This window comes from Psychrobacter sp. S4(2024) (assembly GCF_036861305.1).
Taxonomy (GTDB): domain Bacteria; phylum Pseudomonadota; class Gammaproteobacteria; order Pseudomonadales; family Moraxellaceae; genus Psychrobacter; species Psychrobacter cryohalolentis.
The window spans coordinates 18,870-43,081 of sequence record NZ_JAZAQR010000005.1 but is presented as its reverse complement, the minus strand read 5'-3'; the positions used below and the strand labels follow the sequence as shown (position 1 = coordinate 43,081).

Here is a 24,212-nt window from a genome sequence, read left to right as displayed (position 1 = left end):
ATAAGAGTCTGCGTCAAAAACTCAATATCAGTCATTGTGTTTAGTCATTCAGTCAGTAGTGGTATTTAATAATGACGATGGTGTTTTTGTTGATAAACACGAGGAGAATAGCGACAAGATATTTAGGAAAACCATTAGTTTTCTCTTATCAGCAGACTATACGGGCTTGAAGACAGTATTGTCAATAATTTTTGCTAAAAAAGTGATGTAATCCAATTTTTTGCTTATAAAATCAACAAAAAAGCCATTATCTGGTACAGATAATGGCTTTAGCGTTCGTGCTATTTTCAACATGCCTACCAAGAGTGCTCAAAGCAAGCAAGTGTTAATTTACAAATGCTTATCTAGTACTTTTGCCAATTCAGCTTTTGGCTGTAAGCCCATAACAGAGTCCACTTTTTCGCCAGCTTTAAAAACAAATAGAGTTGGAATGTTACGGATACCAAAACGACTGGCTGCTTGTGGATTGTTATCAACGTCAACTTTAACGATTTTAACTTTACCTTGGTACTCGGCCGCTAAATCTTCTAAAATAGGCGCGATGGCTTTACAAGGACCACACCACGTTGCCCAGAAATCGACTAAAACTGGCACGTCAGACTGTAGAACGTCTTGGTCAAAGTTGGCATCGGTGGTATTAACAATAAGGTCTGACATAATTTTTCTCTCTTGTTTTATTATTTGTGTCACCATTTACCTATAAAACGATAAACGTCATACTAAAATGATGACAGGCTAAAAAATGCTAAGAAGGGGTGAAAATCTGCCATTATATTAACATGTTTGCCCAAAGTTGACAGACGTAGACTGGTTAAATTGTTTAACAATTACGATTAGCACAATAAATCGACACATAAGGATACAGGTTGGGTTTTATCTGTCACCTGCTGTATGTATTTCTACCTTTAGCTGCGCGTTGAGATTATCTGCATTTTGATTCTATAGCGGATGCTGATTCTTATATCCGAACGGATTAATATAAGCCCATTACTATAAGTAGCCCACATTTATGCCCTTTACTGATGAAAAAATCGCCGTCCTTAATGCTGAAGAAAAGACCCGTTCGCCTGAGTTTTTTCAAGCGTTTGCAAAACAGGTTACCGTCTATGAAGATGACGATATCTGGGTAGTCGATAAGCCAGCAGGACTATTGAGTGTCGACGGTAAGAGCTTGAAAGTAAGCTTGCTAGCTCGCCTTGAACGTGCCAATCCTGCCGTCAAACTGATTCATCGCCTCGATATGGATACCTCTGGCCTGCTTATTTTCGCCAAAAATGCAGCGGCACAAACCAATATCAGTAAGCAGTTTATTGACCGACTACCGCAAAAAAGTTATCAAGCACGAGTGTTTGGTCAATGGGACATCGTCGGTGCCAAAGGTGAGATATCAGTGCCAGTACGTTATGAGCCTGCAACCAAACCGCGTCATATCGTCGACCATGATTGGTCAAAACATGCACTGACTTTATATGAAGTATTGGCGCATGAAGAATGTGATGGTCAAATAGTAACTCGCGTCCTATTAAAACCAGTCACCGGTCGTAGTCATCAGCTGCGCGTCCATATGGTACATGTCGGACATGTGATGATTGGTGACCCGATTTATGCAGAAGGTATTGCATTGGATATTGCGCCAAGACTAAATCTACATGCGCAGCAACTGCGCCTAAAACATCCAACGCTTGGAGCGTGGATGGACTGGGAAAGTCCAACGCCTTTTTAGTATTTTTAAAATAAACTAAAATCTAGTATTTTTGCAAATTACTAGATAAAGTTACTAGGTAAAGTTGCTATGGAAAATTAGTAAGGCATCCTGCGCTCTGATAGGTCAGCCAACTTGCAAAAACAAGGATTGTATTATGCTTAATATGACTACTGCCAAGCAGGCGCTTAAAAAGCGCTTTAAAGCTAAACCTTATTCATCAGATGTTCCTGCAGATTATGAGGTACTGATTATTGGTGCGGGTATCGCAGGCATCAGCATGGCTTGCCATTTGCAGCAGCAGAGCTCGCAAAAAAGTCATCAAAGTCTTTTTGATAGTAAAAGTGTTAAGCAGAAAAAACGCCTCAAACTTAATAGCCAACGATTTTTAATCATAGAAAAACGTGAGGATTTGGGCGGTACATGGGATTTGTTTACCTATCCCGGTATTCGTTCTGACTCGGATGCGCTGACTTTTGGCTATAGTTTCCGTCCGTGGCTGGATCATAAGATGCTTGCAAAAGGTGCAGACATTAAAAACTATATTGCTGATACAGCACGCGAGTTTAAGGTGGTAGAGCATATTCGCTATCAGCATGAAGTACAGCAGTTATCATGGTCAAGCGACAGTCAGCAATGGACGGCGATGATTAAAAATCATGCTACCGGTGAAGTATTGAGCTTAACGGCAAACTTTGTCGTTGGGGCGACCGGTTATTATGACTATGAAACTGGTTATAGACCACATTTTAAAAATGAAGAAAATTTCAAAGGTGAAATAGTCCACCCGCAGCATTGGCAAGACACACAATACGACGATAAAAAGGTCGTCGTCATTGGTAGTGGCGCGACGGCGATGACACTGATACCGGCATTGGTCGATGAAAGTAGTAAACAATGTGCCCGTCATGTCACCATGCTGCAACGCTCACCGACGTATGTTGCAAGCGTACCGGGCGATGATCATGCGCTTGACTGGCTATCAGGTAAATTCTCACCTTTATCAAAATCACAGGCGTACACCTTGTTGCGTACGCGCAATGTGATGTTTCAACAAGGTGTTTATCGGGTGGCGATTTATGCGCCAAAGATGATGAAAGCGCTATTAAACCATAAAGTCAAAAAAGAGCTTAAAGGTAGTGGCGTGGATGTTGCCCATTTTAAGCCGGCTTATAATCCTTGGGAAGAGCGTTTGTGTGCGGTACCTGATAGCGATTTGTTTCAAGCTTTGCATAGCAAGCGCGCTGAAGTGGTAACCGATAGCATCAGCCAGTTTACCTCAACTGGTATTGCACTAGCATCAGGCAAGCGTTTGGACGCAGATATCATCATTACTGCGACGGGTCTAAAATTACAGATGCTAGGCGGTGCAGCTTTATATGTCGACGGGGAGCCGATCGATGTGGGCGCACGAATGATCTACAAAGCAGTGATGCTTGAGAATGTACCAAATATGGCAATCATGTTCGGCTATACCAACGCGTCTTGGACATTGAAGATTGATTTGGCTTGTCAGTATATGCTGCGTTTACTGAGTTATATGAATAAAGAAGGATACAAAACAGTATGTGCGCAGGCTGAGACTGAGCACGAACAAGTGAAAATGCAGGCAGATACGGTACTTGGGGCACTATCGGCAGGGTATGTCAGCCGTGCCAAGGATGAGCTGCCAAAACAAGGTGATCGCTATCCTTGGCGGGTGAACAATAACTATGTCACCGATCACATCATGCTCAAATACCGTAAAATCAAAGATGAGTGGCTACAGTTTAGTCGTTAGAATTTGCTAATTATTAATCTTACTGCGCTTGATTGATAAAATCACTGACTTGTTCACTAAGCATCTGCCACAAGGTTTCTTGCGCGCTTTTGCTGCCCCATGCATTGTGCGGACTAAATATTACGCGTGGATGCTCGACAAGAGCCAGTAAAGGATCATTGGCAGCTATGGGTTCTTGCTCAAAAACGTCGCTGCCATATCCTAAAATCTGCTCATTGTTAATGGCATCAGCAAGCGCTTGGCTATCAACAATACCACCACGAGCGACGTTGACAAGTAGAGGCTTTTTAGTCATTTTAGCCAAGGTGTCTGCATTGATAAGGTGCTGAGTTTTCTCATTTAACGGGCAATGCAAGCTCAGTACATCGGACTGCGCCAGCACGTCTTCAAACGCTGTATAGTCATCATTACGCGGCATACGCCCTTGGTGCTCAGCCCACAATACCGTCATGCCAAAAGCACGCGCAATATCAGTGACACGTTTGCCAATGGTACCAATGCCAATAATACCCAGCGTTTTATTTTCCAAATCTATAAGCGGGATATCAAGTAGGCAAAAATTACCATTATCTGCCCACGTGCCATCGGTGACTTTATTATGATAATACAGGCCGGCACGCATGGCATTTAGCATCAGCATAAAGGTATGCTCAGGTACGCTTTTCACCGCGTAACCAGCGACGTTATAGAGCGCGATATTACGCTCAGCACAAGCATCTTGGTCAACGTTATTCATACCCGTAGCGGTCAGTTGAATAAGTTTTAGCTTTGGCAACTTAGCAATCGCTTCGGCATTGATTTGCACTTTATTAGTAAAAATAATATCGGCGTCTTTGCAGCGCTCAATAATTAGCGCTTGAGGCGTATCATCGTAAATAATGTAATCAGTAACGCCAGCGGGTGCTGGCAAATCGACGTTATCAGAAAAAGTGCCTTTATCTAAAAAAACCGCTTGCATGATGATTCCTTATCTCGTTGTTATCGTAAATAGGTTTTGTTTATTATCGGCTTAATGTAGCACGTTGCTGCATTTAGTCAAAAAACATGTCAAAAAGCGCAAAGCAAAAAACCTCTACTTCAAGCTGAAATAGAGGTTTTATTTATTGAGACACTAGTTTCTTGCGCTTACTTATTTTTTTGCGCTTATAAAGAAAAACGCTTACGCAATTTACCGATCAGACTACGTACACGACTGCTCAAGTCAATGCGCACATCGTTTTCAGGATCGTGCTCGACTTCATAACGTTTGACCAATTCAGGGCTGGCTTTTAGTTTTGCATGGTGCTGGAATGCACGATTGACACTAATTTCAAGGAGGCTTGCGCGCATTGGCTTCGGTAGGCAGCGATAGACCTGACCTTTATTAATCAAATCAATCAGCAGTCCTGCATCTTGGAATTCGGTCTGTACCAAGACCACCAGATGCGGCGCATCTTGTTTTAAGGTAAAGATAATCGGCGCGATATTTTCGCCGCTGACATTGATGTCGGTAATACAAACACCGATATCTTCATTCGCTAAATAATCGTAAGCTTCTTCTAAGCCTTTAGCATGCAGCACTTTATAGTTGTTAGAGAACTGCTTACGTATTTGCTCAATCAACTCATTGGTCTCATCAATGACCAATAAAGTCTGCTTATTGCCTGAACTATCGAACTGCTCGGCGTCTTCGTCTGGGTTATAAGTCAAAGCGATTTCAGTGGCGCGTCCGACGACAGCGAGCAGTTCTTCAGATTTACACGGCTTGGTTAAATAACGGTAAATTTCACCATCATTAATAGAGCCAATAATCGCGTTCAAATCAGCATAGCCGGTTAATAATATACGCATGGTAGAAGGTGATACGTCTTTTACTTCGCGCAAGATATCAACGCCAACCCGCTCAGGCATACGTTGGTCACTGACTGCAACGTGTACATGGTTGTTTTTGATATAGTCGATGTATTCAGCCGGGTCAGTGGTAATAAAAACGTCATGCGTTTTACGAAATAACAGTTTCATAGAACGTAAAATACGTTGTTCATCGTCAATGAACGCCAATTTCGGTTTCGCTTCAACCCCTAACTCAGCGGTACTGATTTTATTACTGGTGTCATTTTCTAATTCATTCATGATGGTATCCTTATGATGAATAACAGTGATATAGCTTTATATAATCATTAAAATAGCAATTAAAATAACAGCAGAACCTAGCGATTATGCCGCTAGGCTTTTTTCTGTCAGATCATTATTAATGGGTAGCGTTAAGGTAAAGGTGGTGCCAACGCCTACAGTCGATACGGCGTTAATGTCGCCATTATGCTGCTCCATAATCTGCTGACTGATTGCCATACCAAGACCAGTACCTTCGCCTGCGCCTTTAGTAGTAAAGAACGGCTCAAATATCTGACTGAGCACTTCTGAGCTCATGCCTTTACCGTTATCGATAACATCAACATAGACATTACTGTCATCGGCGCGGGTACGCACTTCAATTTTGCCATCAGATTTTTCACCCATGGCTTGTGCGGCGTTATTAAGCAAGTTCACCAAGACTTGGTTAATCTGTGACGGTGAGCATTTAATTTCAGGTGTCGGCGCAAAATCAGTGACAATCTCTTGATGTCTGATAGAGTTACCCGCGATTTTCAGCGAGGCTTCGATACATTCGCGCACATCAATGGTCTTCACTTTTGACTCATCAAGACGGGCAAAGTTACGTAGGTTTAATACCATCTCGGTGATTTGCTCGACGCCAAATAGCGAGTCTTTAATCAGCTCTTTTAGCTCAGCGGACAAATCATCTTCTTGAATTTCATCAGAAGCACGGACAATATCTGCTAATAATTTATCAATCTTGCCGTCAGATGCGGCGTCAGACTTGATAGCTTTTAACCCTTGTACCAGTTCAATCAGCTCTTCATATTGCTCAGTCAACTGACCGATAATCTCGAGGTTATTCTGTACATAAGATAATGGCGTATTTACTTCATGGGCAACACCAGCAACCATTTGCCCCAACGTTGCCATTTTTTCTGAACGAATCAATTGTAGCTGTGAGTTTTTCAGCTCTTTTAGCGTATCTTGCAGCTCAGCGGTACGTTCTTCGACTTTAATCTCTAGCTGCTGGTTAATATTGGCAAGCTTACCTTCATTAGATTGGATACGATTTAATAGGTCGTTAATAGAGCCGTTTACCAGTCCAATCTCGTTGCGACCTGTCTTAAATTTAACAGAGCTTAGCTTGTTGTACTGCTTGTTATTAATGATGTTTTCTGCGAGAGAAATTTTATCAGTGGTTTCTTTCAATGGCTTGAATGCTAAGAAAGTTAGCATAAAGTAGATAATACCAGCGGTAATAAGGAGCGCTAACGCAATCCAGTTAATCAAGTTTTCACTTAAATTATCGGCAATGGCGTTAATCTCAGCATCAGGTTGGACAACGATAAGTTTCCAATAGGTTTCAGGAATCTCAAAGACATAGGCTTGACTGCCGTTATAAAAGTCATCATTGGTCAGCTCAAAGCTTTGTAGCAAGCGGCTATCCATAGCATTTTGCTTATTTTCACCGTTATTTAGGTAAGCAGCATAGTTGACCAAATAATAACCTTTGGAATCACCTGTTTCTGCTTTATCAATCGTATTCAATACTTGCTGAACTTGCGGTGACACGCTAGCTGCAACTTGCTCGATAATCTCGTTACGCTGAGCTTCCAAGAAGTTTAATACCGGATTCCAAGCAGGGTCAGAGTTGATAACTTGTTTGATATCAAGTGGTGTGCCGGTTGCTTCATCAATATAGCTTAAGCGTTCAGGGTTAGATGAGGCGATTACCTTATCACTGTTATCTAATAATAAAATGTAGCCTGAACCAGAGCTCTCACTCAACTTGACGATGTTCTCTTGCAACTGGTTTAGGGTAAAGTTGACCGTACTGGCACCCCAAAACTGATTGTCACGCTCGATTGCGACACCGCAGCTCATGGCAAGCTCGCCTTTGGTTTGGCTGGCGCGAACATGGTTCCAGATACAGCTGTCAGGTTTGAGTAGTTTTAAGACGCTAAACCAATCTTCTTGATAATAAGGATTGGTTGGGTTTGGATCGCTTAGTACCGCTTGATAATCACCGTTTTGGCGTACCATCAAAAACGGATGGGTTGCAGTATTGGCACCAAGAGCGCCTTTTTCTGGCCAAATGCCGCCACTACCCAATAAGTTATAGTCGCGTTTATCGAATGCATTGGCGGTACTGACTTGCAAAATATTCTCTTGCGGTGGCAGCGTTTGCGCGCTTCGCTGTAACAGCAAGGCACTACGCATGACACGATTGATGTCGGCTGAGATACTATTAACCGCGGTATTACCACGTTCAGCGACCAGCTTTGCTGACTCAAGACGGATTTTATCATGGCCTTCTTTATCAACCACATAAACAACGACCGCAAGTACGACCGCAAAAGCAATGAACAAAATAGTGGTAACTTGGGTACTGACTTGATTAAAAAAGCCAACTTTTTTAGAGGCACTCATGACGGGATTTGTCCTTGGGAGTAGGGAGCACAAAAAGAATTGCCAATGGGATGGATTGGCTACAACGAAATATATGGTTAAGTTTCATCAAAATAGCTTGTTAACACTGGTCATAAACGTCAACTGAAAATAGTGTTAACATAACTTAAAATTATGATAATAAAATCAACTTATAACTTAATGGACTATCACAGGCAATAGCATACTTATAACCGCTGATAAAGCATGGATAACGGTTATGAGGTCTATGCTATTTTTTATATAAGTAGTAGTTAGCTAAAAGTCTAATGACTTAGTTAAATTGAATAGATTTGGTATTAAGAGAGATGTTCTATTGCATTTTTTAACAATACAGTAACAATTTTACGATAACAATATTTTTTGTTTACTTGCGAGTCGTTATCTTATTGGTTTATAAGCCCAACTTATGCTTAGCCTTGACTTTATCTTGCAGAAATCTGCTCTTGAAAAGTGAACTTAACGCACTCATCTAAGCGCTAACGTTATATAATGATCTGTTTTATCGACGGATTTGGCTTACAAGCTGATGTGCCTGATATATCTCGTGACAATATACTGAATGACCGTATATTGAATAAACGTATATCCAATAATTATCAGTTCGTCCATGTGACTGAGCCAGCAAGCATGGCTTGCATCGTAAACTACCTATTTTCTTATCATCTGAGTACAAAAAGACATCGCCCTATGACTATCTCTATCGCTTCATTGCACAGCACCGAATTCGCCGTTGGTCAACGCTATTTATCTGATACGGAGTCCGAGCTGGGCTTAGGTGTGGTCATCGATGTAGACGACCGATGTGTGCACATTTTATTTCCGCAAAGTGAAGAGACGCGCGTTTATGCAAAAAACTCTGCGCCGTTATCTCGTGTGGTGTTTAAAGTCGGCGATAGTATCTCTGATCAGGCAGGTAAGAGCTATACAGTAAATGCTGTTGAAGAAGTAATGGGCGTGCTCAAGTACAGTGTAAATGAGCACGAGAAAGCCATCATGGAAACTCGTCTGGCTGCTAATATTACTTTGGCGAAACCACTTGAGCGTTTGCTAGCAGGTCGTATTGAGCGCAGTGATTGGTACGATTTGCGTCAAGATATTTTGCGTATGCAATCAGCGCTTGCAGGTCACCCGCTCAAAGGCTTGATGGGTGCGCGCGTCGATATCATTGAGCATCAGCTCTATATTGCTCATGAAGTTGGCAAACGTATCGCACCGCGTGTGTTGCTGGCTGATGAAGTTGGTTTGGGTAAAACCATTGAGGCAGGTTTGATTATTCATCAGCAGCTGCTAACGGGTAAAGCTGAACGTGTATTGATTCTTGTACCAGACAGTCTGCAATACCAGTGGATGATTGAGCTGCGCCGCCGCTTTAATCTCAACTTTGCCTTGTTTGATTTGGTGCGTACCGCAGCGATTAAAGAGCATGACCCTGAGCAAAATGTCTTTATGACTGAGCAATGTGTCATCGCTGGTATGGACTTACTCCTTGACCATCCTGACTTGTATGATCAGGCGATGGAAGCAGGGTTTGATTTACTGGTTGTCGATGAAGCGCATCACCTGCATTGGGATGAAGCTCAAGGCGGCAATGATAAGTACGATCTCATTGCAGATTTTGCTGAAGAGACGGCAGGAGTCATGCTATTGACGGCGACACCTGAGCAGCTTGGGGCGCAAAGTCACTTTGCCCGTTTGCGTCTATTAGACCCAGATCGCTTTGATGACTTAGATGAGTTTATCGATGGTCAAGATGCTTTTGCAGAAACGGCAGCCGTCGCCAGCCTATTAATAGAAGATAAACCTTTAAGTGATGGTCAAATTGCCGCACTGAGCAGTTTACTGACGATTAGTATCGATGAATTAGCAACGATTAACGAAGACGAAAAACTCCGTACTTATGCCCTAAACGAATTGCTAGATCGCCATGGTACGGGACGTATTTTATTCCGTAATACTCGTGAGAGTGTAAAAGGTTTTTATGGTCGTAGTAGCCAGCCTTATCCACTGCCATTACCTGAAGCATGGGTCGACAGCTATCAAACCAATGGTAAATTGCGTGAACAGCTATGGGGCGAAGAAAATCAACCTGATGGTGGCTGGTTGGAAGACGACCCACGTGTGCCTTGGCTGATTGATATCTTAAAGGGTGAGCTTAAGCACAAAAAAGTACTGTTAATTGCCCGTAGTGGTGCGACCGTTGAGAGCTTGGAGGCGGTATTGCGTCTACATGCGGGTATTAAGACTGCTATCTTTACCGAGCAGATGACCTTGCTTGAGCGTGACCAAGCCGCGGCGTTCTTTGCTGATAGTGAAGGCGCGCAGATATTATTATGCTCAGAGATTGGGTCGGAAGGTCGTAATTTTCAGTTTGCAAGCCAGCTGATATTATGGGATTTACCCGCCAATCCAGATACTTTGGAGCAGCGTATCGGTCGCCTAGATCGTATCGGGCAGACGCAGCAAATTATGCTACATGTACCTTATGTGCAAGGTACCGCGCAAGAGCGTCTGTATCAGTGGTATAACAATGCGCTAAATATGTTCAATCAGATCTCACCAACAGCGCAGAGCGTACAAGAGCAGTATATCCAAGAGCTAAAACCGATGCTTGAGGGTGCCGATAACGACGTCAATCGTGCAATATTGGCAGATATTATCGCAGAAGCAGCACAGACACGACTGGGACTTGAAACACAATTGCAAGCTGGTCGTGATCGTTTATTAGAATACAACTCATGCCGTCCGCGCGTTGCTGGACGTATCGCTGATGCCATGCGCGATTTTGATGGGCACAATCTATTACCGCAGTTTATCGAGCGCTTTTTTGCCTCAGCCAATATCGAGCACAATATCCAACGCGATGGCTCGTGGGTGATTTCACCGATTGACAGCACTGAGATCAGTGATTATATCGATGGTCTGCCACTCGGTGATGAAGACGGTATGACGTTGACTTTTGAGCGTGAGCAAGCGCTACAACGTGAAGATATTGCCTTTATTACGCATGAACATCCATTGATGCAGGCGATTTATGAGCTAGCAAGTACCAGCACCTTTGGTAATACCACGGTTGCAATGCTAAAAAGTGCTGCGGTACCACAGGGCATGGTGATGTTAGAAGTGAATTTCCGTGTAGAAGCCATTGCACCGAAACTGCTTAACTTGCCTGCAACCTTGAGCACGCAAAATATCCGCGTCTTTATCAGTGAGCAGGGCAGCGATTTGTCAGCGCGTATCAGTGCCGATATGATCATGCCGCACATTGAGCGTTTGGATAAAAACCGTGCCCGCCAAGTGATTAAAGTACGCGGCGATGTCATCGAGCAGCGTTATTATGAAGCGGAAGATATTGCTCGTCAGCAGTTGGCTGAGATTGGTGAACAAGCAAGTGCCCGCTTTAGCCAGCAGTGGTCGCGTGAGATCAAACGTCTTAAGCATCTACAAACTATCAATCCAAACGTGCGTCCAGCAGAGATTGAGCGTTTAGAGCAGCTAAAAATGCAAGGCGAGCAAGCATTGGCGGGCTTGTCATTGGTGCCAGATTCTATCCGTGTATTGGTGGCAGTAAAACCATAAATTTAATACAATAGTAAAAACGAGGTGTATTTAAGCATCTCGTTTTTATTTATGACTTTTTATCATGAGTTTTCGATAATCCATTTATTGCTCATCTAAAGATTTATCTTGTATATTACTGCTATTGATTTCATATTATTTAAATTAAAACGCCCTATCGGCTTAAGCCATATCGTCTTGATATTCTTTGGCGCTTATATCTAGATGCTTGGCGTTATTGATAAAAATAAGGAAAGTAATCGTCATGTCTGATTATTCACAACTAATAGATGAGCTATTGGCTACCGTCGCGCTCATCGAAGTCAGCCCTGATGTATTTGAAGGTAAAAGCCATGACTATGTTGGTGCCCGTATCTTTGGTGGGCAAGTGCTCGCACAAGCGATCATGGCAGCAGCGCATACGCTTGATGAAGACAAGCCTTGTCACTCATTGCATGGGTATTTTTTGCGCGGCGGTGATATTAACCAGCCGGTGATTTATCAAGTGCGCCGCTTACGTGATGGGCGTAGTTTGTCCGCGCGCGAAGTAACGGCGATTCAGTATAAGCAAGTACGTGGTAAGCCGCCGGTTGAGCAAGTGATATTTTCAATGATTGCCTCTTTTTCACCGATGGAAGAGGGCTTAGAGTATCAAGAAGATATGCCTGTTTATCCGCCGCCTGAAGACTTACTTGCGGAGCAGGATCTAAAAGAAGACTATGTTGGTAAAGTTCCAGAGGCATTAAAATCTCGTTTTATGCGCCGTCGTCATATCGAGATTAAACCAGTGAAACCGCGTGACCCGATCCATCCGGAACCAATGAAACCTAAGCAAGCGAACTGGCTGCGTATCCGCGAGCTTGGCAATCAACCCGTCGCGATTCAGCAAGCATTACTGGCATTTTCCTCTGATTTTTATTTGGTTGGCACGGGGCTGATGTCACATGGTATTAGCTTTATGACCAGTGGCTTGCAAGCTGCTAGTATCGACCATTCGATGCATTTTCATCGTCACTTTGACCTAAATGATTGGCTGCTATATGACATGTGGAGTGATACGACATCCAATGCGATGGGGCTCAATCATGGTCAGTTTTGGCAAGATGGGAAGTTGGTCGCGACCGTACAACAAGAAGGCTTAATGCGTCTGCGAGTGCCGAAATCTTAAGTTTTTATATTGCTATAAATAAAAAAGCGACTCAGGATTCTTCTGAGTCGCTTTTTTTGTGGCTCATGAATTGCTCTTTTATGGAGTTAGCTTAAATAAATGGATCATTTATTATTCTAAAATCTTTACCATCGCTCTTGGTAATCCTAGCGTTGCTTGCGCATCATCAGCGTTTAACCAATTAATATTAATTTCAGCTGCTTGTAATGCCTTGGTTATCTCAGTCACCTGTTTATTGTTTAAAGTTACTGATTGCGGGGTTAAATACCAATGAAAATGGGTTAATGAATGTTTAATCGGTGCGTCATCGAGTAATGTGTTGCTGATTGATTTTGTGACCAATTGATTCTTATCTAACCACTCATTAATAATTTGCTCAGCAGTAGTAAATTCTGACTCGTATATTTTTTCATTACTAGCTACTTCTAAAAGCTGATTATCATTCGCTGCAATTGGTTTCTTATTTTTATTCTTGTCAGCATCTTTCACAGCAGCTTTTCCACTAATTTTTTCTATAAATGCTAGCGGCAAACTCCACAGTCCGCCCCAAATGCCATTATCAGGGCGCTGTAACCAAAGTATTTCGCCATTTTCGTTTTCAATAAGCAGTGCATTACTAAATTTACTCGGTTTAGGCTGTTTCTTAGCCTTGACTGGATAGTCCGTCTCACGACCTTGCGCATGTGACAAACAGTCGTCTTGTAGTGGACATAGTAGACAAGCAGGCTTACTACGCGTGCATAAAGTTGCACCCATATCCATCATCGCTTGCGCAAACAATCCTGATTGTTCTCTAGGCGTTAGACGCTCTGCCAATGCCCACAGTTCTTTAGTCGTCGAGGACTTAGTGATGTCACCATCAATTGCTGCCCAGCGTGTCAGTACCCGTTTAACGTTACCATCACAAATGACGCCATAACGATGCAAGCCCATTGACATAATCGCCCCAGCGGTCGAAGGACCAACACCTGATATCGCTTCCCAACCTGCCAAGGTTTGCGGAAAGTCGCCAGATTCATCAATCACAGCGACCAATTGCTTCGCGCCTTTATGCACATTACGTGCACGAGCATAGTAACCTAGCCCCGCCCAATGCTCCGCGATGGTGTCCCATTCTGCTGCTGCTAAATCTTGCACGGTCGGAAAGGAGTCCATAAAACGGGCAAAGTAGGGTAGCACTGTCGTTACTTGCGTCTGTTGCAGCATGACTTCAGATAACCAAACGATATAAGGATTTGGTGTGTCGGTTTGGTGCTGCTGCCAAGGCAGGTCATGGCGACCGTTTTCACTAAACCAGTCGAGAAGGCGGGGTGCGAAGGAGTTTAGAGAGGTTGTAGAGTGGCTGGCTGTGTTATCTGATAATGTGATGTCTGAATTGGCAATTAGCTGAGTCATAGGCTCTATTATTTAGTTTTTTGAAGGTAAACAATTATACCTGATATGCGTATTTGCTTCGACCCAACTTTGAAGTAATACTATTGAATAACATAATAAAAATAACTACTTAACTATGTCGAAAAGTAAGAGGTTGTTGATTATCTGCTTAATATATTCATCGTTATGCATATCGCTGACATAATCATATTTTGCTAAACTAATCTGAATATGTGCCTTGACTGCTTGTTGATCAATAGTACTACTTGGTAGGTCTAGAAAAGAATTTACAAAATACTTATCAAATGCAATCAAGAAAAGATTTTTGACGGACAAATCATTAAGGATGTCAGACCTATAATACGGTTGCCTCATATCTAACCTAGTGCCTCTGATAAAATTTGAAAATTTAGTCGGATTTATATGTCTTGTTACGATTTGATTTAGTAAATCTTTATCCATCATATAAACAAATGATAGAAAGACCATCAAAATCTGTTCAATAGTCAATGATTTACTCCGCTCAATATTTTCAAATACTACTAGAGTCTCTATACAGCGGACGATTTGCTCAATATTTCGTAGAGACAGCGTACCAACATCAAGAAAGGTTGGAATCTCATAGATAAGTTCATTATCTTTAAAGCTTTGCGGAATTACCTTGCTTTCTTGTACTACTTTTCTAAAGTACGTGACGTTGTTGTCAACAGTTCGATTCTCCGCACCTTTACTGGTCGTGGGTAGGTTGATTTGATACTTAAAAAATTTATATAGATAGCTGTGTGAGTCGGTCTCGCTACCATAGCTATGTTTGATAGTAGCTTTGAGCTGCTCAACATTAGTAACAAGGACAATTTGTACATTTTCAATATCAAACACATGCTTTATTGTCTCTAGCATTGCTACTGCAAAATCTGGTCGGCAGCGGTCTAGCTCGTCAATAAGTAAAATGACGGGATTTTTTTCTGTAATCTCAACAAGGGTAGTCTGCAAAGTATGTAGGTTCTTTTCAGCTTCTATTTGGTCTTTAATCATTGACTCAAGAGATTGATCTATAAATGATTTCGAACCTTCGTTTATATCTTCCATACCTTCTGAGTATTCATCAGATAATTCTGACCCGTATTTCCCTAGTATAAGACTTAGTCCTGATTTTAAGCCAATACCTGTTACAAGGCGTAGATATGGAATAGCCTTCTTAATAAATTTCACTCTATCTTTAGGTTCGTATAAACCTGCTACCGCTGCAATTAAAGTCAGTAACGGCTCATTAGCATGATCGGCTTGAAAGGCATTTACATAGCCTATTTTGTAATCATTCGTATTATCTGCTTCTATTAAGTTTTTCAATTTAAAACAAAACTCGGTTTTGCCTGTACCCCATTTACCATCAATAATCATTGGGGAAACATCAATTGCAGAATCTAATAGCTTAATGATTTTTTCAGCGATAGGCTCACGTGTGAATTCATCTCTACTACCAAAAGTAAAATCTTTCATTACGCTGTAATCTGTCATTAAGCATTCTCTATATTTATAATTTTGATATACGATACTTATGTTATACAGATAATACAGACATAAAAAAAGCCCATAAGGGCTTTTATATATACAATAGCTTTTTGAGTAATAAGCCTTTAGGTAAACCCTACTTCCGATTCTTCCGTGTTTTCAATCGACGCAAGCGTTTCTCTTCTTCTTTAGCGATTCTTTTTTCTTCTGACGCGATGCGTTGCTCAGCGACGACGACTTCTTCAGCCTCAGTCATAGCAGGCGTCTCCAAAGTGATACGCCCAATCTTACCGCTACGCAGCTCATTCACTAGGATTTCAGACATCCGGTAGGTATCGACTTTATTACCCGCGCGCACGCAGCCACGATTGCGACCAGCTATTTCAAAGAACTCCCAATCGGTCTTAGGCAGTTCTTCAATTTTATAGCGAGTTTTTAGCAGCTCAGGATAGGCGGTTAATAAATACTCAGCGGTATAACCGGCAACATCCGCAAAATCAAACGCCGTATCACGAATGCCGCCTGTTGCAGCCAAGCGATAGCCAGAGTTTTCGTTTTCGACTTTTGGCCACAGCATACCGGGCGTGTCATAGAGCATGATATCGTCGTCAAGTTTAATCAATTGCTGCGACTTGGTAACTGCCGGCTCATCACCTGTTCTAGCCACGGCGCGCCCAGCCAAAGTGTTGATCAAAGTCGATTTACCGACGTTTGGAATACCCATAATCATGGCTTTGATTTGGCGACCCGTACCGACTTTATTAGGAACGAGTTGTTTACAGATGGCGATGATACGTTTGACATCATTGGCTTTATCAGTATCGCAAGCAATGGCTTTAACACCATTTTGCTGCTCAAGATAGTCCATCCATGCTTGGGTCAGCTCAGGATCAGCAAGATCAGCTTTATTTAAGATTTTGATAACTGGTTTTTCACCGCGTAATGCAGCGACCATCGGGTTTTCGCTGCTATAAGGAATACGCGCATCAATCACTTCGATAACCACATCCATCTGCGGCATAATTTCTTTGATTTCATTGCGGGCTTTGTTCATATGCCCAGGGAACCACTGAATACTTACTCTCTTATCCATCTGCTTTCATAACCTTTTATAAAAAATGCTCAAAGTAAGACGATCGTCATTTACTTTTCATGGTGTTCAGTTTACTACATAAGCCACGTACGGATGCTAAAAAGTAATAATGCTAACAGTGCTTGCGCTATAATTTCAATTTGCTCTAATGAGAAACTATGATTCGACCTGTTCTGCTGTTTCATCACGCGCCGGCGGCAACGGTGCCAAATAACCAATCAATAAAATCAAGCTACCCGCACCGAGGAAAGAAATCACCCGCCAAATCGCCTCAGTCTGTGACAAATCAACTAAGACCAATTTTAAGACCACAATACCCAATAAGCCAATGCCCATAAACCATAGTGCACGTTGGAGGTAACGACTGGCGATAATGGTGGCGACCAATGCAAGTAGCGTCCATAAAATCGTCAGACCCGTTTGCACTTGTTCACTATCCCATGCGCTGCCATTATGATCATATAATTCCGCTATCCACAGCGGGGTATTAATAAAAGCGTGCAGCGTTCTGACCAGCATACTGGAGAGTATCCAAAAGCTAATCAGCGCTAGTACGATCAACAACGTGTCACTCTTACGAATGGCGCTAAATAGATTTTGCGAGTGCGCGCCACGTTGACGCAATAAATAAACGCCCAATCCGTAAAACAACACCAGCCACAACGTTACATCATACAAGTTAAGCAGGGGCAAATAGGGCAGTCCCCAGATCACGCCATCATAGGTGAAATTGGTAAAAATGACCCAGCACAATGTTAATGGCACGAATATTTTGGCGCAACCTAACAGTGCACGTTGCCAGTCAAACCAATACATAGGGGGCGGTGAAGATGAATTTTTCGTCAGATTATTATTTTGCTGACGGTACGTCAACCAGAGCCCAGCTAGCATAAGCACAACCGGCACAAGGATGGTCATCACGCCTTTTGAATCGGGCAATCCATAATGTACTGCTTCTGCCAAAACTATAATGCCAGTACCAAGCCAGCTTGCGCTATCGTAACCTTTTAATTCTGCACCGTTATTGTCGTCGTTATTAGCATTGTTATGCCACGTCTTTAGCCATAATTGACCAAGCACCAGCCAGCCGATGAACAACGTTGTAAATATCGGCCAATAAAAGGCTGTCCATTGATAGTCAAATTCATACTTTTGTGGCAGTTGTAATATCAGCATCGCATAAAATAACAGCAGCAAACCATGGCTAAATTGTCTGATTTCTCGCCATGAACGATATTGATTGATAAAATGATAAATAATCATGCTAACGATACTTGCTAAGGCAATAAGCGTCGATGTTGCCAATTGCCAGTTGGCAAGCCATTGTTCAAAATCGAGGATTAACACATACAGCAGCCAACCCACCGCAGTGAGCGTTAACAGCCGTATCAAAGAAGGACGTTGCCAAATGATTTTGAACGCGATACTTTGGTTGTTGATACTTTCAAACCATTGCTGAGTTGCTGTCTCGCTAATACCTAACGCTTTGCCGTATTCGGACAGCGTATTATTGACATTAAGCTGATTTTTAGAATCGTGGACAGATGGCGTTGAGCCTTGCGCCACTGTCATAGGTAATGAAATAGGCGAATTACTGGCACGTAAGATAAAGACGCTGGCAATTGCACTGATGGCAGAAATGGTTAATGCAAGCGTTGGATAGTAATCAAGGGTAATGACAAAGGTATTTGATAACATGCCAATGCTAATTAGCTGCAATACTAAACCCAATAATACTGACCATGCACGAAGAGAACGCCTGCCAAACCATACCAATGCTAATCCTTGAACCGACCAGCCGAAGGCAATCCATTCTGCATTTAATGCCAGTGGAATCACTAATGCCAAAAAGCCAAAGCCTAATGCCAGCATCCCTTCCGTAATCAATGCATAACGCTGACTGCGCTGAATAAACGTCCAGCCAAGCCCTAAGTACACAACTGCTAAAACTGCGCTAGTTAGGGTTAAAGCGTGATTGATATCGTACAGTAACGCTGAAAATAAACCAAATGCCATTAGCGGTACAGAGAACAGCAGCCCAATATCAATAGGAAACACGTAGCTGGCATGCTGACTCTTAATATCAGCAGTTTGGTCAGTATCAGTATTAGTAGCCGTAACGGTAGCGGCATCACTATCGTTATAAGAGATGTTATCGTTATAAGCAATGATGTGCTGTGCATAGCGAATTACAACGAATAAATACAGCAGTACATGTAGCGCGACGAGTAAGACCAATGCCCAGCGCTGATTATCAATCATGGCTGTTAAGGTTTCAGTCAGCCCCCAATAATATGCCAAGCCAAATGTGACGCTCGCGCCAAATAAATTGAGCACCTTCCATGGGCGATAATGGGCAATAATGGCAATGGTAATATTTAATAACAAGTAATAGCTAAAGAGTATCGTTAAGCTGCCAGTATCTTGACTGGTCAAAATCGGTGCAAAAAATCCACCGGATAATGCTAATAATGCTAAAGGAAAAGCGTTTTGGCGTACCGCTAAAGCGACCGTGACTGCTGATAATATGCCAAGCGCTATAAAGCTTGGCAGACTACCAATCACCTGATAGACCCTATAGGCAAAAAATGTGGTCAGATAAGCGATGGCTAAGCCAGTACCTTGCAAGCTAATACCATACGCAAAGCGTTTTGCCGCTAGCTTCAAGCCTAATCCTGCCAGCCCTAATCCTAGGATAATAATGACTGTTAGCTTGACGCTAATAGGCACTTGGATTAAGTCACTTAGTAAGCGCAGCAGTAGAACTACGCCGATCAGTAAAACCAATACTCCAACACGCACTACTAGGTTGCCACCCAAAAACCAGTTTTGAATCGAATAAAGAAGTGAGGTAACCATAGGAAATGAGCGCTCGTCAGGTTCTATCGGCGCATTAGCAGATTTATCGGTCAAAGGCTAACTATTGGAAACTGATGATTGTTTTGCAGATGTTGATACAAAATTATTGGATAGAGGATTAGAGGATAAAGCACTAAGTGGTAACGGGGGCGGCATTGATTTTTCTGTTGATGACAATGCATCATCACTAGGTAATTCGATGTCAAAGATACTTTTTACAGCAGTATCTTCTATACTAGTGGTACTATTCTTTTGCTGCTCAAGCTCGCTCTTTAGCTGCGCCATGTCTTGACGCAGTTGTGCCAATTGCTGATGCAGCCTAATATAAAGGGCAATCATAATTACTATTAAAGTAATTACAACTAGCCAGCCTAAAGAACCCATCAAAAAATATAGCATCATTCCCACTCAATCTGTCTGTCATTGAGTGATAATGACGCTATTTGATTATAAGCACAAGAGTGACGCGCCCAACACGCCACAAATGAGCTTATTCAAAGACATTTAAAAGGCTTAAATAAGCTTATTGAATGTCAAAGTAGTATAAAAAGCTATTATGCCAAATTATCTTTCATAAACTCTAGCATATTGTCCCAGCTCTGTTTAGCCGCCGTCTCGTTGTAACCAAGATCGACATCATTTTTGGAAGCGCGCTCGTCCGCATTTGGATTGGTAAAGCCATGCTTAGCACCATCATAGACATCAATGGTGTAATCAACGTTTGCCCCATCTAGCTCTGATTTGAGACCTTCTATCGCATCCATGGATACCATCGAATCATCGCGACCATGAGCGACCAATACTTTAGCAGTGAACTTTTCATTAGCAGGCTGCTTGGCTGATGGGTTACCGTGGAAAGTAGCCACTGCTTTTAAGGGCATACCTTCTCGTGCCATATCGAGGACGATTTTGCCACCAAAGCAATAGCCAATTGCGCCTAACTTATCGCTATCAACGGCTAGCTGATCACTAAAGTCATTGAGAATCAACCGGCAGCGTGCCATTAGCATATCTTGATCGGCTAATACTTGCTCCATCCACATATTTGCTTGTGCAGCATCAGAAGTCAGTTTACCTTCACCGTATACGTCCATAGCGACCGCGGCGTAGCCTGCTTTTGCTAAGCGTTCAGTGACATTCTTTGGATGCTCGACTACGCCCCACCATTCGGGCGCGACCAAAATGCCAGCGACAGGATTATCATCTGTCGCATTTTCTGGTAATGCGACATAGCTAATCAATTGAATACCATTTTCAGTGGTACTGATTAATTCAAACGTCTTGATTGACATAGTGTTGTCCTTTTTTAGGTAATGAAATTTACATTATAAGTATCAGATATCTGTATTTTTTGAGTGATCTATTTGCTGACCTTTACTACCATAACGCCCAACTTAGTCAAAAACAGCTATAATACTGTAACGCTCTTTGTCAAAATGATACGGCAGTTTTATGACCCTAAATTTGTTAAATAACGATAAATCCCACTTAAGAGCTTCTACGGACACGCCTTTATTATTTGAAGGTGGCTCGACTGAATCACTGCGCCCGCAGTTTTGGTCACGCTATACGCTAGCAGAATTAAACCCTAGCGAATGGGAAGCCTTGTGTGATGGTTGCGGCAGTTGCTGCTTGATTAAATATATTGATGAGGACGAGCAGGGTAATGTTGATGAAGATTTGGTGGAATATACTGATGTAACCTGCCAGCTAATGGACTGTGCGACTGGCTATTGCAGGCATTATGCGACACGCCAAGAGCATGTGCCAGATTGCATTCAGCTGACCATTGAAAATCTGCCAAATATGATGTGGCTACCGTCGCACTGTGCCTATAAACGCTTATATAAAGGGCAAAGCTTGCCAAATTGGCATTTATTATTGACTCAAGATGCAGTGGCAACTCAGCAACAAATGCGCGCTGCCAATGTCGGCGTAGCAGGGCGCTGCGTGACTGAGATCGGTATGGATGATGAAGAGATGGAAACGCGCGTGGTGAATTGGGTAACGCCTTAATAAGCTCTGACCTTTTTATTGTTGAAATCTTTAATCTCTTGTAGCAGTAATATCAATGTGAAGCCTGAGCGGCGGATTTAGCATTTGCTTCGGCAATAGTTTGTGAGTCAGCCAATGGCGGAATAGGAATGCTTTGTCGAATTTGTCGTGAAAATTCGCTGCCATGAATATCGCTGCTATTCTGAAATCCTTTAACCTTCGGATTGATATGGGTGCGCTCATACCACGTATCCATCGACCAAGGTTGTCCTCTATTTTCGGGATTGGTATCTAGCATACCAGCATCATAAAGATAATTGGGTAACCAACCAGAGACCCAAATTCTGTAGTCCCATGGCAGACGATCATCACTGACCAGACGCGCCATGTAAAAGATAATATTGGTACAGTTGCTGGTTAAAGTGTTGTACCACGCAGGCTTGGCATTGAGCTCATCAGCGGCTGTCAAATATGACTCAAACAATGCTTTGACTTCATGCTGCTGTAGATGGCTAATGGGGAATAAATAGACTTGCTCGCCGCGCGCGTTAGTACGTGTGTATATAATATCACGCTCTTCAGCGGCAATCAGGCTCAATTCAAAACGTCTAAAAAATCCTGCCAATGCCGAAAACGATTCGCCATTTTCTTTACGAATCTCAAATGAAAAGGCAAGCGGTCGCTCATCTTCAAACCGAAAGCTCACCAAAGTATGAGCAATCAGTGGTCCCATCCAATACGAATTACTCACATCGATACCCGATAGTTTAGAAATATCAATCGTGCGTGTCTCCCAGCGCTCTGTCGCTTCTGTGTCGGTATGCCAATCAAAATTTCGTACATTGGTGAGTGTAATCAGATCAGGATTGCTAGGATCGCGCCTATAAGTGACTCTTTCAGAGACTTCTGGCATCCAGTCACGTGATTGCTCTGCTTCAATAGAGAAAAACCAGCCAAGACCGATGAGCCAAAATGTCGTATAAGCGGCTATAAGGCTTTTAACAACAGTCTTTGCAGAAATACGTTTACTATTCAATTTCCTTGTGCCAGTGAGCCTGCTCATTAGTTTTTCCGCCATGCTTGTCCGCAAGCGAATAGCAAGCAGTGCTGCCAGCAGCCCAATGACAGTAATGGTTGTGAACCACGTGATAACTGAATGACCACCGAATTGATACCAAATCGCTAGCAATAGCCAAACCGCTGACAGTAACAGCGTTAGCGCAATAAAAAATTGCAGCAAATAATATCGCCACTTGGGTTTGGTCGACTTAGTTTTTAGTGGCTTACGATTCGATGGTTTATTCAATGTGCTATTTGCCTTGTCATTATTTAACTGATGATTGCCTAAGCCATTGTCTGAACGATGACCAATTGAGTGCGACGAAAATAGGTGAGAAAAAAAGGCACGTAGCGACATAAGGTTTATTTTGCCTTTGTGTTGGCTTTTATTAAGAAAGAAACAGGCTTTGACCATAGCAAAAATTGCAACACACTGACAATACAATTTGAGTGAATTTGACGTTGAATGTCGCCAAGCCTTGCGATAAAGTAAACCTGATTAAGATGGATGATTTGTGCTTTAATATCCTCTTAATGATAAGCTGACTGTTTTATTTAGCCTTTTTATCCCCATCTATCATTTTTATGATTCTAATTGCCATTACATTAATTAAAGAGGTTAACTCACACCATCATGTCTGAAGATGCTCCAAGCCCGAGTAGTTGGTCGATGCGCGGCTTAAAACGCTGGCTATCGACCGCCCCCGAAACCCGAGATGAACTGATACGTTTGGTGCAAGACTCGCGCCAATTTCTAGAACCTGACACCGTGGATATGTTAGAAGGTGTGCTTGATTTGCCTGCAACACAAGTGCGTGAAATCATGACGCCGCGCCCGCAGGTGGTTGGGTTACATGAAAGCGCCAGCCTTGCTGAAGTCATGGACATCATCCTTGAAACCACCCATTCGCGCTATCCGGTTTTTGACAGCCAAGATGACGATGCGGTCATTGGTATTCTGTTGGCAAAAGATTTGATTCCTCTGTTGGTGCACATGGTGCGCGATGAAGAAGAGAAGATCAGTAGCAAGCGCTTAAGAGATTTGGTGCGTCAGCCACTCTATATCAGTGAAAGTGCACGCTCTGATACTTTGCTGCGCTCATTACAGCGTACCCAAGTTCATATGGCGATTGTCGTCGATGAATTTGGCAATTTTGGTGGTGTGGTCACGATGGAGGATTTGCTTGAGGAAATCGTCGGTGACATCGTCGATGAGCATGATGATTTTGATGAAGACAGTGACATTAATAATATCGTCGCTGACCCTGAAAAGCCCAACACTTGGCGTGTGCAAGCTTCTACCGTGATTGAAGATTGTAATGATGAGCTTGGTTGTCATTTTGATGATACTGATGTCGATACCATGGGTGGCTTGGTCATGCAGACCCTTGGTCATGTCGGAGATTTAGAAGGTGAGAGCGTGGTCATAGACGATTGGCAAATCACTATCACTGATGTCGAAGGGCGTTTTATTCAAAATCTTGAGCTGACTAAAATTAATCCTGAACAACAAATCTTGATTGGCAGCCATTAAACACTTTGTTGAATAAGTTGAGCCTATTGATTAGAGCTATTAAAGATACGC

17 protein-coding genes are annotated in these 24,212 nt (G+C 42.6%); 6 read left to right on the top strand and 11 right to left on the bottom strand.

Translation table 11 applies throughout. The features are described 5' to 3' along the window. Nucleotides 1–330 precede the first annotated feature (330 nt). A complete protein-coding gene (gene trxA / locus VLA57_RS11910) occupies nucleotides 331–657 on the bottom strand; it encodes a thioredoxin (RefSeq protein ID WP_133104906.1) in 327 nt (108 codons plus the stop codon). A 352-nt stretch (nucleotides 658–1,009) separates the two neighbouring features. Here trxA and VLA57_RS11905 point away from each other — a divergent pair, with 352 nt between their 5' ends. Together VLA57_RS11905 and VLA57_RS11900 are read left to right on the top strand one after the other, a co-directional pair. Further along, nucleotides 1,010–1,723: an RluA family pseudouridine synthase gene (locus VLA57_RS11905; RefSeq protein ID WP_133104905.1), complete on the top strand. Its 714-nt coding sequence runs from the start codon at nucleotides 1,010–1,012 to the stop codon at nucleotides 1,721–1,723. Nucleotides 1,724–1,859: 136 nt separating this feature from the next. Continuing rightward, nucleotides 1,860–3,482 (top strand): flavin-containing monooxygenase, encoded by a 1,623-nt coding sequence (locus VLA57_RS11900; RefSeq protein ID WP_133104904.1) that lies wholly within the window; start codon nucleotides 1,860–1,862, stop codon nucleotides 3,480–3,482. Nucleotides 3,483–3,501: 19 nt separating this feature from the next. Here the strand turns inward: VLA57_RS11900 and VLA57_RS11895 are convergent, their stop codons facing one another. The 3 genes from VLA57_RS11895 to VLA57_RS11885 form a co-directional block, all read right to left on the bottom strand. Beyond that, nucleotides 3,502–4,440, bottom strand: a complete 939-nt coding sequence (locus VLA57_RS11895; protein WP_133104903.1) for a D-2-hydroxyacid dehydrogenase — start codon at nucleotides 4,438–4,440, stop codon at nucleotides 3,502–3,504. Nucleotides 4,441–4,625: 185 nt separating this feature from the next. Further along, nucleotides 4,626–5,594 carry a response regulator gene (locus tag VLA57_RS11890; RefSeq protein ID WP_333955021.1) on the bottom strand — a complete coding sequence of 323 codons (969 nt, stop codon included), beginning with the start codon at nucleotides 5,592–5,594 and terminating at the stop codon, nucleotides 4,626–4,628. A gap of 84 nt (nucleotides 5,595–5,678) precedes the next feature. Further along, nucleotides 5,679–7,991: an ATP-binding protein gene (locus VLA57_RS11885; RefSeq protein ID WP_333955020.1), complete on the bottom strand. Its 2,313-nt coding sequence runs from the start codon at nucleotides 7,989–7,991 to the stop codon at nucleotides 5,679–5,681. A gap of 708 nt (nucleotides 7,992–8,699) precedes the next feature. Here VLA57_RS11885 and rapA point away from each other — a divergent pair. Together rapA and VLA57_RS11875 are read left to right on the top strand one after the other, a co-directional pair. After that, nucleotides 8,700–11,588, top strand: a complete 2,889-nt coding sequence (gene rapA / locus VLA57_RS11880; protein ID WP_333955019.1) for an RNA polymerase-associated protein RapA — start codon at nucleotides 8,700–8,702, stop codon at nucleotides 11,586–11,588. Nucleotides 11,589–11,832: 244 nt separating this feature from the next. Continuing rightward, nucleotides 11,833–12,735, top strand: coding sequence for an acyl-CoA thioesterase (locus VLA57_RS11875; protein WP_020444398.1), 903 nt, complete (start codon nucleotides 11,833–11,835; stop codon nucleotides 12,733–12,735). 111 nt (nucleotides 12,736–12,846) lie between these two features. On the opposite strand, the gene mutY is transcribed toward VLA57_RS11875, so the two are convergent. The 6 genes from mutY to VLA57_RS11845 all read right to left on the bottom strand — a co-directional run bounded on the left by mutY (nucleotide 12,847) and on the right by VLA57_RS11845 (nucleotide 20,865). Then, entirely contained in the window at nucleotides 12,847–14,130 is a 1,284-nt protein-coding gene (mutY, locus tag VLA57_RS11870; RefSeq protein ID WP_333955018.1) for an A/G-specific adenine glycosylase, read from the bottom strand. A 105-nt stretch (nucleotides 14,131–14,235) separates the two neighbouring features. Further along, nucleotides 14,236–15,627 (bottom strand): KAP family P-loop NTPase fold protein, encoded by a 1,392-nt coding sequence (locus VLA57_RS11865; RefSeq protein WP_133104899.1) that lies wholly within the window; start codon nucleotides 15,625–15,627, stop codon nucleotides 14,236–14,238. Between the two features lie 130 nt (nucleotides 15,628–15,757). Next, nucleotides 15,758–16,714, bottom strand: coding sequence for a ribosome biogenesis GTPase YlqF (gene ylqF, locus VLA57_RS11860; protein WP_133104898.1), 957 nt, complete (start codon nucleotides 16,712–16,714; stop codon nucleotides 15,758–15,760). A 156-nt stretch (nucleotides 16,715–16,870) separates the two neighbouring features. After that, nucleotides 16,871–19,627, bottom strand: coding sequence for a DUF2339 domain-containing protein (locus VLA57_RS11855; protein WP_333955016.1), 2,757 nt, complete (start codon nucleotides 19,625–19,627; stop codon nucleotides 16,871–16,873). Nucleotides 19,628–19,630: 3 nt separating this feature from the next. Further along, nucleotides 19,631–19,975, bottom strand: coding sequence for a hypothetical protein (locus VLA57_RS11850; RefSeq protein ID WP_333955014.1), 345 nt, complete (start codon nucleotides 19,973–19,975; stop codon nucleotides 19,631–19,633). Nucleotides 19,976–20,127: 152 nt separating this feature from the next. Beyond that, complete coding sequence (locus VLA57_RS11845; protein ID WP_133104896.1) at nucleotides 20,128–20,865, bottom strand: dienelactone hydrolase family protein; 738 nt, start codon at nucleotides 20,863–20,865, stop codon at nucleotides 20,128–20,130. Between the two features lie 160 nt (nucleotides 20,866–21,025). On the opposite strand from VLA57_RS11845, the gene VLA57_RS11840 reads away from it, so the two are divergent. Beyond that, nucleotides 21,026–21,589, top strand: a complete 564-nt coding sequence (locus VLA57_RS11840; RefSeq protein WP_133104895.1) for a YcgN family cysteine cluster protein — start codon at nucleotides 21,026–21,028, stop codon at nucleotides 21,587–21,589. A gap of 52 nt (nucleotides 21,590–21,641) precedes the next feature. On the opposite strand, the gene VLA57_RS11835 is transcribed toward VLA57_RS11840, so the two are convergent. Further along, the gene (locus VLA57_RS11835; protein ID WP_133104894.1) at nucleotides 21,642–22,985 is read right to left on the bottom strand and encodes an Lnb N-terminal periplasmic domain-containing protein; all 1,344 of its coding nucleotides are present in this window, start codon (nucleotides 22,983–22,985) and stop codon (nucleotides 21,642–21,644) included. A gap of 276 nt (nucleotides 22,986–23,261) precedes the next feature. On the opposite strand from VLA57_RS11835, the gene VLA57_RS11830 reads away from it, so the two are divergent. Further along, nucleotides 23,262–24,161, top strand: a complete 900-nt coding sequence (locus tag VLA57_RS11830) for an HlyC/CorC family transporter (RefSeq protein ID WP_011514586.1) — start codon at nucleotides 23,262–23,264, stop codon at nucleotides 24,159–24,161. Nucleotides 24,162–24,212 lie beyond the last annotated feature (51 nt).

What these genes read in the sequence shown, in the direction of transcription:
- mutY (WP_333955018.1), bottom strand. Translation starts at nt 14,130, where the DNA reads ATGACTCAGCTAATTGCCAATTCAGACATCACATTATCAGATAACACA.
- VLA57_RS11875 (WP_020444398.1), top strand. Translation starts at nt 11,833, where the DNA reads ATGTCTGATTATTCACAACTAATAGATGAGCTATTGGCTACCGTCGCG.
- ylqF (WP_133104898.1), bottom strand. Translation starts at nt 16,714, where the DNA reads ATGGATAAGAGAGTAAGTATTCAGTGGTTCCCTGGGCATATGAACAAA.
- VLA57_RS11840 (WP_133104895.1), top strand. Translation starts at nt 21,026, where the DNA reads ATGACCCTAAATTTGTTAAATAACGATAAATCCCACTTAAGAGCTTCT.
- VLA57_RS11865 (WP_133104899.1), bottom strand. Translation starts at nt 15,627, where the DNA reads ATGACAGATTACAGCGTAATGAAAGATTTTACTTTTGGTAGTAGAGAT.
- VLA57_RS11830 (WP_011514586.1), top strand. Translation starts at nt 23,262, where the DNA reads ATGTCTGAAGATGCTCCAAGCCCGAGTAGTTGGTCGATGCGCGGCTTA.
- VLA57_RS11845 (WP_133104896.1), bottom strand. Translation starts at nt 20,865, where the DNA reads ATGTCAATCAAGACGTTTGAATTAATCAGTACCACTGAAAATGGTATT.
- VLA57_RS11905 (WP_133104905.1), top strand. Translation starts at nt 1,010, where the DNA reads ATGCCCTTTACTGATGAAAAAATCGCCGTCCTTAATGCTGAAGAAAAG.
- VLA57_RS11850 (WP_333955014.1), bottom strand. Translation starts at nt 19,975, where the DNA reads ATGATGCTATATTTTTTGATGGGTTCTTTAGGCTGGCTAGTTGTAATT.
- VLA57_RS11895 (WP_133104903.1), bottom strand. Translation starts at nt 4,440, where the DNA reads ATGCAAGCGGTTTTTTTAGATAAAGGCACTTTTTCTGATAACGTCGAT.
- trxA (WP_133104906.1), bottom strand. Translation starts at nt 657, where the DNA reads ATGTCAGACCTTATTGTTAATACCACCGATGCCAACTTTGACCAAGAC.
- rapA (WP_333955019.1), top strand. Translation starts at nt 8,700, where the DNA reads ATGACTATCTCTATCGCTTCATTGCACAGCACCGAATTCGCCGTTGGT.
- VLA57_RS11890 (WP_333955021.1), bottom strand. Translation starts at nt 5,594, where the DNA reads ATGAATGAATTAGAAAATGACACCAGTAATAAAATCAGTACCGCTGAG.
- VLA57_RS11900 (WP_133104904.1), top strand. Translation starts at nt 1,860, where the DNA reads ATGCTTAATATGACTACTGCCAAGCAGGCGCTTAAAAAGCGCTTTAAA.
- VLA57_RS11885 (WP_333955020.1), bottom strand. Translation starts at nt 7,991, where the DNA reads ATGAGTGCCTCTAAAAAAGTTGGCTTTTTTAATCAAGTCAGTACCCAA.
- VLA57_RS11835 (WP_133104894.1), bottom strand. Translation starts at nt 22,985, where the DNA reads ATGTCGCTACGTGCCTTTTTTTCTCACCTATTTTCGTCGCACTCAATT.